General features: G+C 32.9%; 17 protein-coding genes. 10 read left to right on the top strand and 7 right to left on the bottom strand.

Going from position 1 to position 14,820, the window contains the following annotated elements; translation table 11 throughout:
* Positions 1-2 precede the first annotated feature (2 nt).
* From CHRY9293_RS09470 to CHRY9293_RS09440, 7 genes are read left to right on the top strand one after another with little or no spacing between them, the layout of a single operon-like run.
* The gene (locus CHRY9293_RS09470; protein ID WP_162032753.1) at positions 3-830 is read left to right on the top strand and encodes a class I SAM-dependent methyltransferase; all 828 of its coding nucleotides are present in this window, start codon (positions 3-5) and stop codon (positions 828-830) included.
* 16 nt (positions 831-846) lie between these two features.
* Positions 847-1,731: a bifunctional 5,10-methylenetetrahydrofolate dehydrogenase/5,10-methenyltetrahydrofolate cyclohydrolase gene (locus CHRY9293_RS09465; protein WP_122545424.1), complete on the top strand. Its 885-nt coding sequence runs from the start codon at positions 847-849 to the stop codon at positions 1,729-1,731.
* A 5-nt stretch (positions 1,732-1,736) separates the two neighbouring features.
* Positions 1,737-2,366 carry a 7-carboxy-7-deazaguanine synthase QueE gene (locus tag CHRY9293_RS09460; protein ID WP_162032752.1) on the top strand — a complete coding sequence of 210 codons (630 nt, stop codon included), beginning with the start codon at positions 1,737-1,739 and terminating at the stop codon, positions 2,364-2,366.
* A 45-nt stretch (positions 2,367-2,411) separates the two neighbouring features.
* Complete coding sequence (locus CHRY9293_RS09455; protein WP_162032751.1) at positions 2,412-3,779, top strand: exopolysaccharide biosynthesis polyprenyl glycosylphosphotransferase; 1,368 nt, start codon at positions 2,412-2,414, stop codon at positions 3,777-3,779.
* A 34-nt stretch (positions 3,780-3,813) separates the two neighbouring features.
* The gene (locus tag CHRY9293_RS09450) at positions 3,814-4,566 is read left to right on the top strand and encodes an MlaE family ABC transporter permease (RefSeq protein ID WP_162032750.1); all 753 of its coding nucleotides are present in this window, start codon (positions 3,814-3,816) and stop codon (positions 4,564-4,566) included.
* On the top strand, positions 4,566-5,387 hold the full coding sequence (locus CHRY9293_RS09445) for an ABC transporter ATP-binding protein (protein ID WP_162032749.1): 822 nt from the start codon (positions 4,566-4,568) through the stop codon (positions 5,385-5,387). The genes CHRY9293_RS09450 and CHRY9293_RS09445 overlap by 1 nt, the downstream gene beginning before the upstream one ends.
* Positions 5,371-5,988, top strand: a complete 618-nt coding sequence (locus CHRY9293_RS09440) for an outer membrane beta-barrel protein (RefSeq protein ID WP_162032748.1) — start codon at positions 5,371-5,373, stop codon at positions 5,986-5,988. The genes CHRY9293_RS09445 and CHRY9293_RS09440 overlap by 17 nt, the downstream gene beginning before the upstream one ends.
* 33 nt (positions 5,989-6,021) lie before the next feature.
* Here the strand turns inward: CHRY9293_RS09440 and CHRY9293_RS09435 are convergent, their stop codons facing one another.
* Entirely contained in the window at positions 6,022-6,336 is a 315-nt protein-coding gene (locus CHRY9293_RS09435) for a hypothetical protein (RefSeq protein ID WP_122545429.1), read from the bottom strand.
* Between the two features lie 81 nt (positions 6,337-6,417).
* Entirely contained in the window at positions 6,418-7,224 is an 807-nt protein-coding gene (locus CHRY9293_RS09430; RefSeq protein WP_122545430.1) for a M48 family metallopeptidase, read from the bottom strand.
* Between the two features lie 108 nt (positions 7,225-7,332).
* Here CHRY9293_RS09430 and CHRY9293_RS09425 point away from each other — a divergent pair, with 108 nt between their 5' ends.
* Positions 7,333-7,872 (top strand): DUF4251 domain-containing protein, encoded by a 540-nt coding sequence (locus tag CHRY9293_RS09425; protein ID WP_162032747.1) that lies wholly within the window; start codon positions 7,333-7,335, stop codon positions 7,870-7,872.
* Here CHRY9293_RS09425 and meaB read toward each other — a convergent pair.
* Positions 7,869-8,852, bottom strand: coding sequence for a methylmalonyl Co-A mutase-associated GTPase MeaB (gene meaB, locus CHRY9293_RS09420; protein WP_162032746.1), 984 nt, complete (start codon positions 8,850-8,852; stop codon positions 7,869-7,871). The genes CHRY9293_RS09425 and meaB overlap by 4 nt on opposite strands.
* Before the next feature lie 139 nt (positions 8,853-8,991).
* Between meaB and CHRY9293_RS09415 the strand changes: the two genes are divergently transcribed.
* Positions 8,992-9,288, top strand: coding sequence for a c-type cytochrome (locus tag CHRY9293_RS09415; protein ID WP_162032745.1), 297 nt, complete (start codon positions 8,992-8,994; stop codon positions 9,286-9,288).
* A gap of 49 nt (positions 9,289-9,337) precedes the next feature.
* Positions 9,338-9,595, top strand: coding sequence for a cytochrome C (locus tag CHRY9293_RS09410; protein WP_228455504.1), 258 nt, complete (start codon positions 9,338-9,340; stop codon positions 9,593-9,595).
* 54 nt (positions 9,596-9,649) lie between these two features.
* On the opposite strand, the gene CHRY9293_RS09405 is transcribed toward CHRY9293_RS09410, so the two are convergent.
* The 4 genes from CHRY9293_RS09405 to CHRY9293_RS09390 form a co-directional block, all read right to left on the bottom strand.
* Positions 9,650-10,645, bottom strand: coding sequence for an enolase C-terminal domain-like protein (locus CHRY9293_RS09405; protein WP_162032743.1), 996 nt, complete (start codon positions 10,643-10,645; stop codon positions 9,650-9,652).
* Between the two features lie 185 nt (positions 10,646-10,830).
* A complete protein-coding gene (locus tag CHRY9293_RS09400; RefSeq protein ID WP_162032742.1) occupies positions 10,831-13,398 on the bottom strand; it encodes a T9SS-dependent M36 family metallopeptidase in 2,568 nt (855 codons plus the stop codon).
* Between the two features lie 93 nt (positions 13,399-13,491).
* Entirely contained in the window at positions 13,492-14,190 is a 699-nt protein-coding gene (gene prfH, locus CHRY9293_RS09395) for a peptide chain release factor H (RefSeq protein WP_162032741.1), read from the bottom strand.
* Positions 14,191-14,192: 2 nt separating this feature from the next.
* Complete coding sequence (locus CHRY9293_RS09390; RefSeq protein WP_162032740.1) at positions 14,193-14,738, bottom strand: nucleotidyltransferase domain-containing protein; 546 nt, start codon at positions 14,736-14,738, stop codon at positions 14,193-14,195.
* Positions 14,739-14,820: the final 82 nt, after the last annotated feature.

Raw genomic sequence — 14,820 nt, 5'->3', positions numbered from 1 at the left:
TAATGTCTACATTAAGATCATATTATTATAAATTACCTGCAAGCCTCAGACTGATAGGTAGGAAAATTTATTATTCACCGCTAGATTTCTATGAGGGTGTAACAGGAAAGAGATCTAAAAACGAACCAAAAAAAGGAGATATTTATGTCGGAAGAAGTGATTTTCTTTCTCATGGAATTCGTCAAGCTAATATTCTAAAAAAATATATTGACTTAAAAAGTACGGATCACGTTCTTGATATAGGATGTGGAATTGGAAGAACCGCAGTCCCTCTAACAGAAATTCTTATAGACGGCTCTTATGATGGATTTGACACTGTAGAGAAGGGAATAAAATGGTGCCAAAAAAATATACGTAAAAAATACCCCCACTTCAGATTCAAATTTTTTCCCATCTATAATGATTTGTATAATAGTTATAGCCAAAAGGCTGAAAACTTCACATTTCTTTATGGTAAGAATATGTTTGACAAAGTCTTCTTATTTTCGGTATTTACCCATATGCAAGTCATTGAAATTAGAAGATATCTACACGAAATTAATAGGGTGATGAAAAATGAAGGACTGTGTTTAGCTACATTCTTCTTATATGATGATACTAAAAGCGAAGAAGAAGGATCTATGAATTTTCCCCACATCTATGATGGATATAAATTAATGAATGATAAGGTGACTTCCGCAAATATTGCCATCAGCATTCCCTTACTCAATGAAATGGTAGCGAATGCAGGATTATCGATAGTCAAAATAAAAGAAGGATACTGGCGAAGAAATGTTAAAAAAGAAGATACAGACGAATTCCAAGATATAGTTATATTAAAAAAAATCTAAAAAATAAAAAGTAAAAATGGCAGAAATTCTTGACGGACTAAAAGTTTCCAAAGAAATAAAAGCAGAGATCAAAACTGAAGTAGAAAAAATCCTTGAAGGGAAAAGAAGAGCCCCTCACTTGGTAGCTATACTCGTAGGAAATAATGGAGCCAGTAAAGCGTATGTAAACAGTAAAGTAAAAGACTGTGAGGAAGTAGGATTTCGCTCTACCCTTTTAAAGTTTCCTAGTACCGTTTCAGAATCTGAACTCCTAGAAAAAATAGATGATTTAAATAAGTCTAAATCAGTAGATGGTTTTATTGTTCAGTTACCCTTACCTGATCAAATAGATCAAGAAAAGATTATCAAAGCAATTGATCCAAGAAAAGACGTGGATGGCTTTCATCCGGAAAATTTTGGAAAAATGGCTCTTGAAATGGATACATTCTTACCAGCTACTCCATTTGGAATTTTAACTCTTCTAGAAAGATATAATATTGAAACGAAAGGTAAAGATTGTGTGATTATCGGAAGAAGTAAAATTGTAGGAAGACCTATGAGTATCTTAATGGGTAGAAAAGACTTTCCTGGAAATTCAACGGTTACCCTTACACATTCTTATACAAAAGATATTGAGGAGTACACAAAAAAGGCAGATATAGTAATCACAGCATTAGGTGATCCTCATTTTTTAAAGGGAAGTATGATTAAAGAAGGTGCAGTAATTGTAGATGTGGGTATAACCCGAGTTGATGATGACTCTCCTAAAGGGTATTATCTCGCCGGAGATGTAGATTTTGATAGTTGTACAGCTAAAGCAAGCTGGATCACACCAGTTCCTGGTGGAGTAGGTCCTATGACAAGAGCAATGTTGATGAAAAATACACTTATTGCTTATAAAACTTCAGTCTATAATGACTAACGAAAATGAATAAAGAAGAAGATATTTTATTAAAAGAAGGTAAAATGCTCCCTGTTATGGAGCATTTTTACACTCTTCAAGGAGAGGGTGCTCATACCGGAAAAGCAGCTTATTTTATACGATTAGGTGGATGTGATGTGGGATGCCACTGGTGTGACGTTAAAGAAAGCTGGAATCCTGACTTACATCCGCTAATGAGTACAGAAGACATCGCTGAAACAGCCGCAAAACATTGCAAAACTATAGTTTTAACAGGAGGAGAGCCTTTAATGTGGAATTTAGAAATCTTAACCTCTAAACTAAAGGAATTAGGATGTACTATACATATTGAAACCTCTGGAGCCTATCCTATGAGTGGTCATCTAGACTGGATTACCCTTTCTCCAAAAAAAACGGGTCTTCCAAAAGAAGAGATTTACAAAAAAGCTCATGAGCTAAAAGTAATTGTTTTTAATAATAATGACTTTATATTTGCTGAAGAGCAGGCAGCAAAAGTTTCCGATTCTTGTAAATTATATCTTCAAAGTGAATGGAGTAAGCGTGATGAAATGTATCCCAAAATCACTGATTTTATTTTAGAACATCCAGAATGGCAAGCTTCTGTTCAAACACATAAATATCTTAACATTCCTTAAAATACTTAACTTAATTTTTAGTTAGTATTCGTTATACAGTGATCAATGCAGAGAATACGATACTCAAGATACCTTAAATCAATTATTATTTTGCTTGACCTTACGGTTATTGCATCTATTTTCATATTCTTTTTTATCACAAGAAATGAACATTTAAAGAATAACCAAGAGATATGGTATCAAAATACATTCTCATTGGTTTTACTATTTATGTTTTGGATACTTCTGAGTGGAAGAACAAAAATATATAACATTCCAAGAAATTTAACTTATACTTTATTTCTTGAGCGGCTCTTAATCCATTTTCTCCTTTTCATATTTGGAGTATTACTTATTGGAAAAGTCAGCTACAACGTATTCTTTAACTCAGATATTTATTGGCTTTCATTTTATTTATTTTTCTTTATTTTTCTGGCAAAATCCATTATATATTTTGGCATAAAATATTTACGTAGCTTAGGAATTAACAACAGAAATATCATGTTCTTAGGAGAAAATAGTAATACAGAAATCCTTAAGAATATTTTGACTGATAGGAAAGATTACGGATATCGAATTTTTGAGTATACCTTAGAAATTACACCTACTGAATTGATTGGTTTCTGGAAAAAAAATGGAATCCACACCTTGTTCTTACCCACTGAAAGCACTATATCTCCAACTATTGAAAACGATATATTCAGGCTTGCGGAAGCTAACAAAATACATATTTCACTGATTCCAAGCATTACACAAAGTGATTTTTTTCTTTATGATTTAGGGTATATTCAATCTCATCCTATACTCAATCAAGCAAGATATCCTTTGGATTATTATTCTAACTACTTTTTGAAAAGAATTTTTGATATATTATTTTCCTTATTCATTCTTGTGGGAATCTGCTCTTGGTTATTTCCTATTATTGCCATCATTATCAAATTAACATCTAAAGGTCCTATTTTTTTCATCCAAAAAAGATACGGTTTTCATGAAGAGGTATTTAATTGTATTAAGTTTAGAACCATGGTTACCAACAATGACTCTACTACTAAAACAACTGCTGAAAATGATTTACGAATTACAAAATTCGGTAAATTTCTAAGAAAAACAAGTCTTGATGAGATGCCACAATTTATCAATGCGTTGAGGGGGGAAATGTCAATTGTTGGCCCCAGACCGCATATGCTTATGGTTGATAATTATTATAAACCTAAAATAGGAAGATATAGTTTAAGAAGTATGGTAATTCCTGGCATCACCGGTCTTGCCCAGGTAAGTGGTTTAAGAGGTGATCTTGGCGATGTGGAAGTAGAAATGAAAAAAAGAGTTATGGCAGATGCATTCTATGTGAGAAACTGGAGTTTTGTCTTGGATTTAATCATTATTCTAAAGACAATATTATTAATGATCAGCGGAGATAAAAATGCAAAATAATAAAGCATTCATAAAAAAAAGCTAATTTAGCGGAATGTTAAAAAAGTTTTTTACAGCAGTAGGAGAATATATTCTCCTCTTAGGTAAATCTATTCAGAAACCCCAAAAGATGGGTGTTTTCTGGAAACTGTTCATGAGAGAGATTAATGACTTGGGCGTTAACTCTTTTGGATTAGTTGTATTTACTTCCATATTTGTGGGAGCCGTAGTTGCTATTCAAATGTATAACAATTTTGACACGTCTTCATTCCCAATTCCTACCTCCTTTGTAGGATATGCAACTAAGGCCGTATTGGTTTTAGAATTTTCCCCCACCATTATCAGTTTGATTTTAGCGGGTAAAGTGGGTTCATATATTGCTTCTAGTATTGGTACCATGAGGGTATCCGAGCAGATTGATGCCTTAGATATTATGGGAGTAAACTCACCCAATTTTTTGATATTTCCGAAAATAGTTGCCTGCATTCTTTTTAATCCACTATTGATAGGTATTAGTATTGTCTGTGGAATTGGAGGAGGTTATATTGCCGGAATGCTGACGGGAAACTGGACAGAGAATGATTATATTGTAGGAATCCAAATGTATATGCCTAATTTATTTATCTATTACGCATTTGTAAAAACAATTGTTTTCGCATTTATCATTGCAACAGTCCCTTCTTATTTTGGATATTTCGTTAAGGGAGGATCACTTGAAGTAGGTAGAGCAAGTACACAAGCTGTTGTTTGGACAATGGTATTTATTATCATTTCCGAATTAATTTTAACCCAATTAATATTAAGCTAATGATTGAGGTAAAAGATCTGAAAAAAAGTTTCGATGATGTTGAAGTACTAAAAGGGATTTCAACCTCTTTTGATAAAGGAAAAGTAAACTTAATTATTGGACAAAGTGGATCCGGTAAAACCGTTTTTATAAAAAGCTTATTGAATGTTTATCAGCCTTCTTCCGGAGAGATTCTCTTTGATGGAAAAGATATTAATACCATGTCCAGAGACGAAAAGCAACACTTACGATCTGAGATTGGCACCGTTTTTCAAGGGAGTGCATTATTTGACTCTTTAACGGTAGAGGAAAATATTATGTTCCCCTTGGATATGTTTACCAATTTAACCTATAGGGAGAAAAAGAAAAGAGTTTTTGAGGTTATTGGAAGAGTACATTTGGATAAAGCCAACAGAAAGTTTCCGTCTGAAATATCAGGAGGAATGCAAAAACGGGTGGCCATTGCACGAGCCATTGTTAATAACCCTAAATATTTATTCTGTGACGAACCCAATTCCGGTCTCGATCCTTATACATCTAATGTCATTGATGATTTATTACTTGAAATCACCAAAGAATATAATACAACGACTATCATAAATACCCATGACATGAACTCCGTAATGACAATAGGAGAAAAGATTGTGTATTTAAGATTAGGAATCAAAGAATGGGAAGGTAACAAAGATATTCTCATCACAGCAGGCAATAAAAATCTAATTGATTTCGTTTATTCATCAGAGCTATTCAAAGAATTAAGAGAATATTTACTTGAAAATAATAAAACTATTGATAATACAATAACTAAACTAAATGATAATGATTATGAAGAAAACTCTTAGTATGGCCTTAATAGGAGCATCTATGCTAGCTTCAGCACAGATTTCTCTTGCCGGAAAAGCTAACTTAATTTTTCCAACAGGCTCTCCATCATGGAGTAATATTAAAGGAACTGTAAACCAAGCCTTTGATGGTAAAGGAAAAAACAGTGTAGGATATAATGTAGGGCTTTCATTGAAAGTAGGATTACCCACTTCTTTTTATGTAATGCCGGAATTGTATTATACGCATTTCAAAAATGATTTTACCGATCCGGTTTCCAATACAACCTTTAAAATTAAATCTAACAGAATAGATGTCCCTGTTCTTTTAGGTTACAATCTTTTAGGAAATACATTGGGAGTGTTTGTTGGTCCTGTTGCCAGCTATAATCTAAGTAAAGAAGACACCTTTAATAATTTTAAAGAAAATTCAAGGGATAACTTTACTGTGGGATACCAGTTTGGAGCACAGCTTGAAATCAAAAAACTTATTCTGAATGCCAAATATGAAGGGGCATTTAGTAAGGATACAAGAAACTTTATTAACAGAGTTTCTGGCGAGGAGATTCGTTATGATAACAGACCAAGCTTATTTATGCTAGGTGTTGGATACAAATTCTAGAAATTTGAATAAAAACCACAAAAAATCCTCGGTCTAGTAAGACTGAGGATTTTTATTTTGATTTTGCAATTCTGCTTCTCGCTTGGCTATTTCACTAGCTTGTTTCTCCAGTTCTGCTTTATCTTTTTGTAATTGTTTAAATTCTCTTTTTTTCTGGTCTGCTTTTATTGCACTTCCTTTACTCATATATCCCACCATTCCACCAATTATTAATCCTATTCCGATCCCGGCCATCACTCCCATAATATGAGAAAGTGTAACTTTTTCAACAGTAAAATCTGTTGTAAGATAAAATAATAATGCCGATAATGCTAGAAGTACAAGTCCTGTAATTGATAAACTTTTCATAACATTGTATTTAAGTGAATGATTCAAAAACCTTACTGAATAAAAAACATGTACTTTAGTAAGGTTTTACTTAGATTAAAGTTATATTTTTCCTCCGGCTGCTTTATAATATTCTAAAGCCTTCGGTAGGTCTTTATTAATATCTGAAATTCTAGTTCCCGGGCTTGGGTGTGTAGATAAAAACTCCGGCTGTCTTGAACCTGTAGAAGCTGCCTCCATTCTATTCCAAAAAGGAATGGCTTCTCTTGGATCATATCCTGCCATTGACATAAGATATAGCCCCATCTCATCTGCTTCTGATTCTTGTGTTCTTCCATATTTTAGAAGAGCCACTTGAGATCCTATTGGATATACTTTTTCAAAAACACTCGCCCATTGAGCATTAGAAATACTTCCTCCTAGAATAGCACCTCCATATTGCGCTACCATTGCTTGGGAAATTCTCTCATTTCCATGTCCGGCTAATGCGTGAGAAACTTCATGCCCCATCACTACTGCAAGACCATTATCATTTTTTGTCACAGGTAAAATTCCTGTATAAACAGCTACTTTTCCTCCCGGCATACACCATGCATTCAGTTCATTACTTTGAATAAGATTAAATTCCCATTTATAATTAGCTAAAGCAGAGCTTCTTCCAATACTTGCATAATATTTTTCTGCTGCGGATTTTATTCTAGTTCCAACGTTCTTTACACTTTGAGCCTGGGCTCCGGAAATCACTTTAGATTCAGACAGTGTTTTTTTATATTGTTGTAGAGATGATGCTTCAATTTCTGAATTTAAAGAACCTATCTGAAATGACTGCCTACCAGTCATTGGATTTGTTGTACAAGCTGTAACCGATAAAGCAATTGCTCCGGCTCCCAATATTTGTGAAATTCTCATAATATGCAGTGTTATTTAGTTCAACCTTAACAATTATTATTCCAAAATATTCCAATAAAAAAATTTGCATACATTTTGCTATTTAAATTTAATAATTATTTTAATCTTATGAAAACATATATTTCATTCTTTTTATTTTTGGGGTTTTTATTTTTTTCCCAAAGTTGTTCTTCTCAAAGTTCATCAGACCCAAAGGCTGTTGATAGCTTGGTAAATTCACAAAATTTTACATTTCATGCCCAAAGGGCTAACCCAACCAATTATGATGTAATTAACGTGATGAATTCAATTCCAAATTCTACTTCAACAAGAATTCTTGAACTTGATGGAAGCTATACTATCATATTAAAAAATGATACTTTAGATGTTTATTTGCCTTATTTTGGAAGGTCTTTTAATCCATCCTATGGAAGTACAGACAAAACAGGATACAAATTTGTATCAAAAGATTTTACTGTAAATAAGTCTCAAAATAAAAAAGGAAATTGGATTATTAAAATAAACCCAAAAGATGTAAGTACGGTAAGTGAAATTTATATTGAGGTCTTCAAAAATGGAAAAGCATTTACATCTATGAAGAGTAGTGATCGACAACCTATTTCATATGATGGATATGTTGACAAAAATGATGTGAATTCTAAGCCTTAATCTCGTTTAGATAAAAACTCATCTACAAATAATTTTGCTTCGGTACTAGGATTGGAAACCTTTGTGGAAGCATTTTTTTTATGCTGAATATAAGCATTTTCTGCAGCACTATTTTTTTTAACATTGGCTAAAATATATTCCTGTACCCAATATTCAAATCTTTTCTCGGCTTGCTGCGATCTTATTTTTTCAAAATTACCTGATTTATTTTTCAAGATGATGAACTCTTTAATTCTTAAAAAGACATCTTCCAGCCCTTTATTATTTAATGCTGAACCAAGGAGTACCGGAACTTTCCATTTTTCTTTTGATGGAATAAAATCTAAAGCTCTTTTAAGTTCTAATCTTGTATTTTTTGCTTTAGAAAGATTGCTTTCATGTACCTTATTAATAAAAATAATGTCAACCATTTCCATAATTCCTCTTTTTATTCCTTGTAGCTCATCTCCACCTCCAATAATTTTTAAGAATAAAAAAACATCTGTAATATCTGCTACTAAAACTTCCGATTGCCCTACTCCTACGGTTTCTATTAAAATATAATCATATCCTGCTGCTTCACAAATCATCATTGTTTCAAAAGTAGTATTGGCAACCCCTCCTAAAAACCCCGAACTGGGAGAAGGACGGATAAATGCATTTTCTTCCTTCGCCAACTCCTCCATTCTCGTTTTATCACCCAGAATACTTCCTTTATTAACAGAAGAGCTTGGATCAATAGCTAGAACAGCTACTTTTTTACCCTGAGCTATGGCCAATTTTCCAAAATTTTCTATAAAAGTGGATTTTCCAGCACCAGGTACTCCTGTTATTCCTATTCTAATAGAATTCCCAGTGTATGGCATAATGATTTTTAGTAATTCATCTGCTTGCTGTCTATGTTCAACCTTTTTGCTTTCAACAAGTGTAATAGCTTTAGCGATCAAGCGCTTATTTCCTGATTGTATGCCATTAATGAGTTCTTGAGTAGAAAATTTCATTAATTCAAAAATATGAAATTAACCAATATATCACCATAAAAAGCGTTCTTAATTTTATTTCTTCTAAATTAAAAATACCCTTGATTTTATCAGCCGGAGAAGTTATTTCCTACATTTGTTATGAATCAAAAAAATTAACATGAAAAATTCAATTTTTATCGCAACACTTTCTGTTGTTTTGTTAGCTTCGTGTACTCCTAAAACATCTCCTGCAACTGCCACGACAATGGGTGCTTCAACATCTACAGCTGAGCAGATTGTCCAAGGAAAAACCATTTTTGAAAACTCTTGTGGAAAGTGTCATAAATTACCCGAACCAACAGCTCATACCTCCGTTCAATGGGTGGGAATCATGAATTCTATGGCTCCAAAAGCAAAACTGACGGACGCACAACATCAGTGGGTTTATGACTATATAGTTTCTGTAAAAAAATAAGTACAATAAAAATATTATTATGAAAGAAAAGATATTAGGCTTAATACTAGTGGCACTCTTTATCGTATCATGTGGACCGAAAAGCATAGCCGTAACCGGACCTAAATACACCTCATCAGAACAAATAAATCAAGGAAAAACGATTTTCGAAAGCTCTTGTACCAAGTGTCACAAACTACCAAATCCTCAAAAGCATGATAATCAAGGATGGATAAAAACATTAAGCAGGATGGCTCCAAAAGCTCATTTGACTGATGACCAACATCAAATGGTTTACGATTATCTTATCTCTGTAAATAAAAAATAGGCTTCTCATAAAGTCTATTTTTTATATCTCACTATTTTATACTATGTTATTTAATCATAACTTTAATTCAATTCCCAAACCTGGATTTTCTGACATAACTATTCTTCCATTATCAATAAAGTTTCCTCTCGCATAATCGTTGGATATAAGATTTGCACCATCTAAATCAACATAGTCAACAATACTTGTTAAAACACATCCTGCCGAAATCCCAACTGAAGACTCTGTCATGCAACCTATCATAATTTTGTAATTAAGCTCTCGTGCTTTATTAATCATTTCCAAAGCCGGAGTCAACCCTCCGCACTTCATCAATTTAATATTTATACTTTTATAATAAGGAATTAATTCTTCCAAAGAATCCATATTTTGGCAATCTTCATCAGCCATCCAATTGGCATATGCCTCTTTTTTCAAGATTTTAAAATGATCAATCGGCCTTGGTTGCTCTATATACGAAAACTTTTGTACAGCCCTATTTTCCTGTAACCAAAGACAATCCTCATTAGTAAAACTTGCATTAGAATCAAGCGCTATATTTTGATCTAATTTCAAAAGCTTTTCCAACTCATTTTTATGGAGTCCTTTACATTTTACTTTAAACTTTTTCCAGCTGCTTCTTTCAATTCTCTCAATTTGATCCTGAATCTTCCCAATAGATATCGTAATCGAACTTTCCACAAACACATTGGAGGGAAGATGATTGAGCTCAATAAAATTTTTATTCTCCAACTTACCAAAAAGATCCCAATATGCACAATCTAAAGCAGAAAGTAAAAAGGGATGTAGGTTCAAACTTCGTAAAAATTTGAAAAAATCTTTAGGATCAACAATTTCGTGATTTTCAATCTTTGACTGAATATTTTTTAGTTTGATAATAAAACTTTGAAGATTAATTTGGTAATAATCTATTGCTACACATTCTCCATATCCCCTAATATGATGATGAGAAAGCTCAATAAATAATACTTCTCTTTTGTTATAGTTTCCGTACGCAATTGAGAATGTTTCTTTTAATTGGAGTTGTTTTATTGCAAAATTTACTCTCATTTCTTCACTAATCAACTATCAGAAAGTTTTATTATCCATCACTAGGTTTCCTATTACTAAAATAGTACATTTCTATTTCCAATAAATAGTATTTATATACCTAACAATGTTGTTCTTTATATAAAACTACAAAAAAATAGGTCAATAATGACCTATTTCACAAATATTAAGACAAAATATATTCTTTATTTCACAATAAGTTTCTCTGTTTGTATCTTATCTCCTTGCTTGATCACCACCATATAAACTCCTTTTTGTAGACCTTTGGTTGAAATCCCTTTTTTAGAAGTATATTCCCTTGTATCCGATAGAATACGTTTTCCTGACATATCAAATACATTTATTTTAACTTCTTCTTTAGACTTATCAATATTACCTACAAAAAATTCATCATATGTTGGATTTGGGAAAATAACATATTTAGTCTCCGAAGCCTTAATTTCTTCAGTTCCCAATACGGTATTACACTCCTGAGGAAATGAAAAATCCTCTACTTGATCAGTCCACACGGTTTTTGAGCCTGCAGAGGCATTTACTCCTAATCCCCTTTTTGCAAAAGCTTTCCAAATCATACACTTATCTGCTCCATTTGTAGCGATCATATCTGCTTGTAATATAGCATCTCTTCCATCAATGAAAGTAGGGCTACAAGCCTGCAATTTCAATCCATTGACTACTATTTGGAGAATTCTAGCATTCCCAGAATTAGGATCTGCCAATACATCACTATTATACCCATATTTTTCTATATATTTCCAGGTAAGATCCCAAAGTGTACTTGCCCACACAAATCCTGTAGAGTGAGAATTTCCCGTCATTGAATTAGTGGCTTGATATGTATAGTCATTTATAGCAAAATCTGGAGAGTATTTCTCCGGTCTAATTCCTACTCCTGTAGTCGCTTGATCGGACGAATATGTACCTATCCCTCTTGCTAAAGCAGAAGTATCTCCAGGTCTTGCAGTTAGCATAAGAGCAAAAAAATCTGACCAACCTTCTCCCATTTGCTCCGTAGAGTTACTCGTTGAAAGACATGAATATCCTTGTCCTGTTAATCTGTTGGAAATCCCATGTCCATATTCATGGATAACTATACCATTGTCTAAGCTAGAATGTTTAAATCCATTGAAATCATTAAGCAATGTTGTATTAATAGCAGTTCCGTTGTTTACTTCAGTCACCAAAAAATTTCCTTCTGTCATTCCCATATTAATTGCAGGAATGGTGACTTGATTTCCATACGTTCCCGGTCCCATATTGAGTGGGGTATCGGATCCGGGTCTATAAACAATTACTCCTACTGCTCCAGCATTCTGAGCATTTAACACTTTGAGTCCATATTCACAAGATGCACTTGTTACAATAGCTATTTTATTTGTTAAACTTCCAGCAGCAGGCTGCGTACAGGCATCTGCAGGCGACGCCACAGCGAGATTTCCTGTTACGGATTGGCCATCAAAAAATAGAGGGCCAAAAGATGCTGATCCTGTCATTACTTTTGGTCTACTTGCAACATTTGCAGGGGAGTTATATTGATACCTTACAATAGGATCTGCCGTTGTTTGAGCTCTGTCCCAAAGATACATCTGCATTCTTGGAGCAAGAAGAAACACTTGTCCGCTAATAACGGTCTCATAACCAGAAGAAAAATTCGCATTATTTAAACCACTCCCATCAGAAGCTTCAGCTCTTACAGCATCTCCTCCTATACCTCCAATGGAAAAGTTATTGGTTTGAAAGTTTCTTGCAGATTCTGTAAAACCAAATTTATAAAACACATCATGAATTTTATTATTTATATAAAATAAATTCGTAATAGCAGCATCCCTATGAGTAAAGGGATTTACAAATCTCCCTTCTGTATACGTAAAATCAAAATTTCTATTACTTCCTCCATCAGGCGAATATCCCGGATTATTGGTATTTCCTTGATCAGAATAAGCATATACATTATTCCCTCTCGTATTTGTATAACTATTTGCCCCATCAGAATGCCATCCTTCAGGAGAAGCGGTAATATCCCACGGATTATTCAAAATGGATCTCCCTCCAAAAGTAGGAGCCTCTACAGGTAAAGCAAAAACATTATAAGATGCATTTGAGGGAACTAGTAAAGAACTATTAGCACTCATTTTCTGATTTTCTAAGTCAGAATTTACATAGGGAGAGCTTTCTTTTTCTTGTTCTTTATATCCATTACTATGTTCAAAGTTGCATTCAACGGTTAAATTATCTTTTGTTAAAATTTCTCCGGTGTTGGCATCTGCTATCACATGCCATACATCTGATGAATTTTTGTCTGTGACAAATAATTCTTTAGCTAAAACAAAAACATTATTTTTTTCAAAATATACATCCGGTAAATATTCTACTCTTACAATATTTTTTAAACCAAGATTTTGCTTCAGAAGGTCTTCGGAAAATTGATCTTTTCCATTCCCTTGATTAGTAATAAAAATATTTTTTTTAAAATCATTTTTTTCTAAAATAATTTTACCCTCTTTTATAATCACTTTCCCGAGGGCATTATAGACTCTCAGTCCGTTATAAGTCTGCTGAGTATTAATAATATTTGCACCCAAACTCTTAGAATTGTCTTCATTTAGAATAATGAAAGCGGAGTTACTAGAGCCAAGCAGACCATTTTTTTGGTAATAATTTTTGAGAGTTTCTTCGGAGCTTTGCCCATTAATCACGTTAAATGCAAAAAATCCGATTGCACAAAATGATTGCAAAAATATTTTTCTATTCATAGTAATGTTTTTTTTAATATTTAAATTTAAGTGTTTTATAAATACAAAATCCATTTTCACAAAAAGAAATTCATCTAAGCAATTTTTAAATTATTAATGTAAATTATTTTTATATTTTTTTAATTCGTTTTTCAGTTCACTTCTTTTTTTTTTATAAGACTTTTCACAATAATTTTTTTTAAAATCTGTGCCCGAAAATGTACGGCTAGGATTTCCTCTTTGTACTTGTAAATGATTATTCCATGTTTCGTGCATTCTTTTTTCCAATTGCTCAATATAGATTGCCATTACTTTTTCCTTTAATCTTATTATAGAGAGCTTTTTATTCTCTAGTTGTGAGCGCGAATCCTGTACAAAAACACTTTGCCCTGTTGGAATATGAGTGGCCCGAACTGCTGTATTCACTTTATTTACACTCTGTCCTCCACTTCCTTGGCTTCTTGTCGTCTGGAACTGAATATCTTTTTCATTGAAATTTATTTTATCCAAACCTTCCAATTCAAAAACTCCTATATACCAATTACTTCTTTTATGTAATTTTCTAAAGGTACTTTTTCCGTTCCAACAAACACTGCCTAACCATGTTTTTAAAAATTCACTTAATTCTTTTCCTTTTAAAAGAATAGTTATTGATTTCAATGTTAGATTTTCATCCCCCTTTTCTCGGTGAATGATTTCGTACTCTATATTGTTATTTTTGGCTTCCTCAAGGAAGACCTTAAGAACTTTTGCCACTACCCATTGGCATTCTAAAGGTCCTCTTCCTGAGGTTATTTGTATTAATTTTTCCATTATTATTTTGGTATTTTACTTAATTTCGGGTGACCAATAGGATCAATCCCTTTTTCCAATAAGTCTTTTGTTGCCATTACTGCCCAACATTTATCACTAGAATGAATATTTCTATAAAAAGAAAGCAGCACATCAGGTTTTACAACCGTAAATCCATTTATTTTGATCGTTTCCAAATCATTCCTTTCAAAGAAATCTATAGTAATTCTATGGAATGTTCCATTTTGCCTTTCCACTGTTTTTTCATATCTACGAAAATTTTCCTGGCTCTGAAGATGATCATATCTTGTCCATACTTTTTGAAAGTCTTGTTGCTGAAGAATCATAACTACTTCAGCAACATTTTCTTTCTTTACAAAAACATCAATATCCTTATGATCGTGAGCATGCTTGTATTCTGTATGATCGATTTCAGACATAAAATGCCATGCCCACCCTCCTGATATAATGACTTTATTTTTTAATTTTTCTAAAATTTCGAGGCCGTACTGAATTCTAAATTCCGGCCAGACCTCTCCATATCTTTTGATATTGTGTTGTGCTCCCATTTTTCTTTTTTATTTTTTTAGTTAAGAATAATGGAATATAGATGCCTTCAAAAATTTTTTAACAGCAACTATCATCCATTAT

It is taken from the genome of Chryseobacterium potabilaquae (genome assembly GCF_902728265.1).
GTDB lineage: Bacteria > Bacteroidota > Bacteroidia > Flavobacteriales > Weeksellaceae > Chryseobacterium > Chryseobacterium potabilaquae.
The sequence above is the reverse complement of the archived record's forward strand: the minus strand, read 5'-3'. Positions and strand labels throughout refer to the sequence as shown.

Bases quoted from the DNA above. Each gene is read 5' to 3' on its own strand.
- CHRY9293_RS09390 (WP_162032740.1), bottom strand. From the start codon at position 14,738: ATGGGAGCACAACACAATATCAAAAGATATGGAGAGGTCTGGCCGGAA.
- CHRY9293_RS09455 (WP_162032751.1), top strand. From the start codon at position 2,412: ATGCAGAGAATACGATACTCAAGATACCTTAAATCAATTATTATTTTG.
- CHRY9293_RS09400 (WP_162032742.1), bottom strand. From the start codon at position 13,398: ATGAATAGAAAAATATTTTTGCAATCATTTTGTGCAATCGGATTTTTT.
- CHRY9293_RS09470 (WP_162032753.1), top strand. From the start codon at position 3: ATGTCTACATTAAGATCATATTATTATAAATTACCTGCAAGCCTCAGA.
- meaB (WP_162032746.1), bottom strand. From the start codon at position 8,852: ATGAAATTTTCTACTCAAGAACTCATTAATGGCATACAATCAGGAAAT.
- CHRY9293_RS09460 (WP_162032752.1), top strand. From the start codon at position 1,737: ATGAATAAAGAAGAAGATATTTTATTAAAAGAAGGTAAAATGCTCCCT.
- CHRY9293_RS09405 (WP_162032743.1), bottom strand. From the start codon at position 10,645: ATGAGAGTAAATTTTGCAATAAAACAACTCCAATTAAAAGAAACATTC.
- CHRY9293_RS09430 (WP_122545430.1), bottom strand. From the start codon at position 7,224: ATGAGAATTTCACAAATATTGGGAGCCGGAGCAATTGCTTTATCGGTT.
- CHRY9293_RS09415 (WP_162032745.1), top strand. From the start codon at position 8,992: ATGAAAAATTCAATTTTTATCGCAACACTTTCTGTTGTTTTGTTAGCT.
- CHRY9293_RS09425 (WP_162032747.1), top strand. From the start codon at position 7,333: ATGAAAACATATATTTCATTCTTTTTATTTTTGGGGTTTTTATTTTTT.
- CHRY9293_RS09465 (WP_122545424.1), top strand. From the start codon at position 847: ATGGCAGAAATTCTTGACGGACTAAAAGTTTCCAAAGAAATAAAAGCA.
- prfH (WP_162032741.1), bottom strand. From the start codon at position 14,190: ATGGAAAAATTAATACAAATAACCTCAGGAAGAGGACCTTTAGAATGC.
- CHRY9293_RS09445 (WP_162032749.1), top strand. From the start codon at position 4,566: ATGATTGAGGTAAAAGATCTGAAAAAAAGTTTCGATGATGTTGAAGTA.
- CHRY9293_RS09435 (WP_122545429.1), bottom strand. From the start codon at position 6,336: ATGAAAAGTTTATCAATTACAGGACTTGTACTTCTAGCATTATCGGCA.
- CHRY9293_RS09440 (WP_162032748.1), top strand. From the start codon at position 5,371: ATGAAGAAAACTCTTAGTATGGCCTTAATAGGAGCATCTATGCTAGCT.
- CHRY9293_RS09450 (WP_162032750.1), top strand. From the start codon at position 3,814: ATGTTAAAAAAGTTTTTTACAGCAGTAGGAGAATATATTCTCCTCTTA.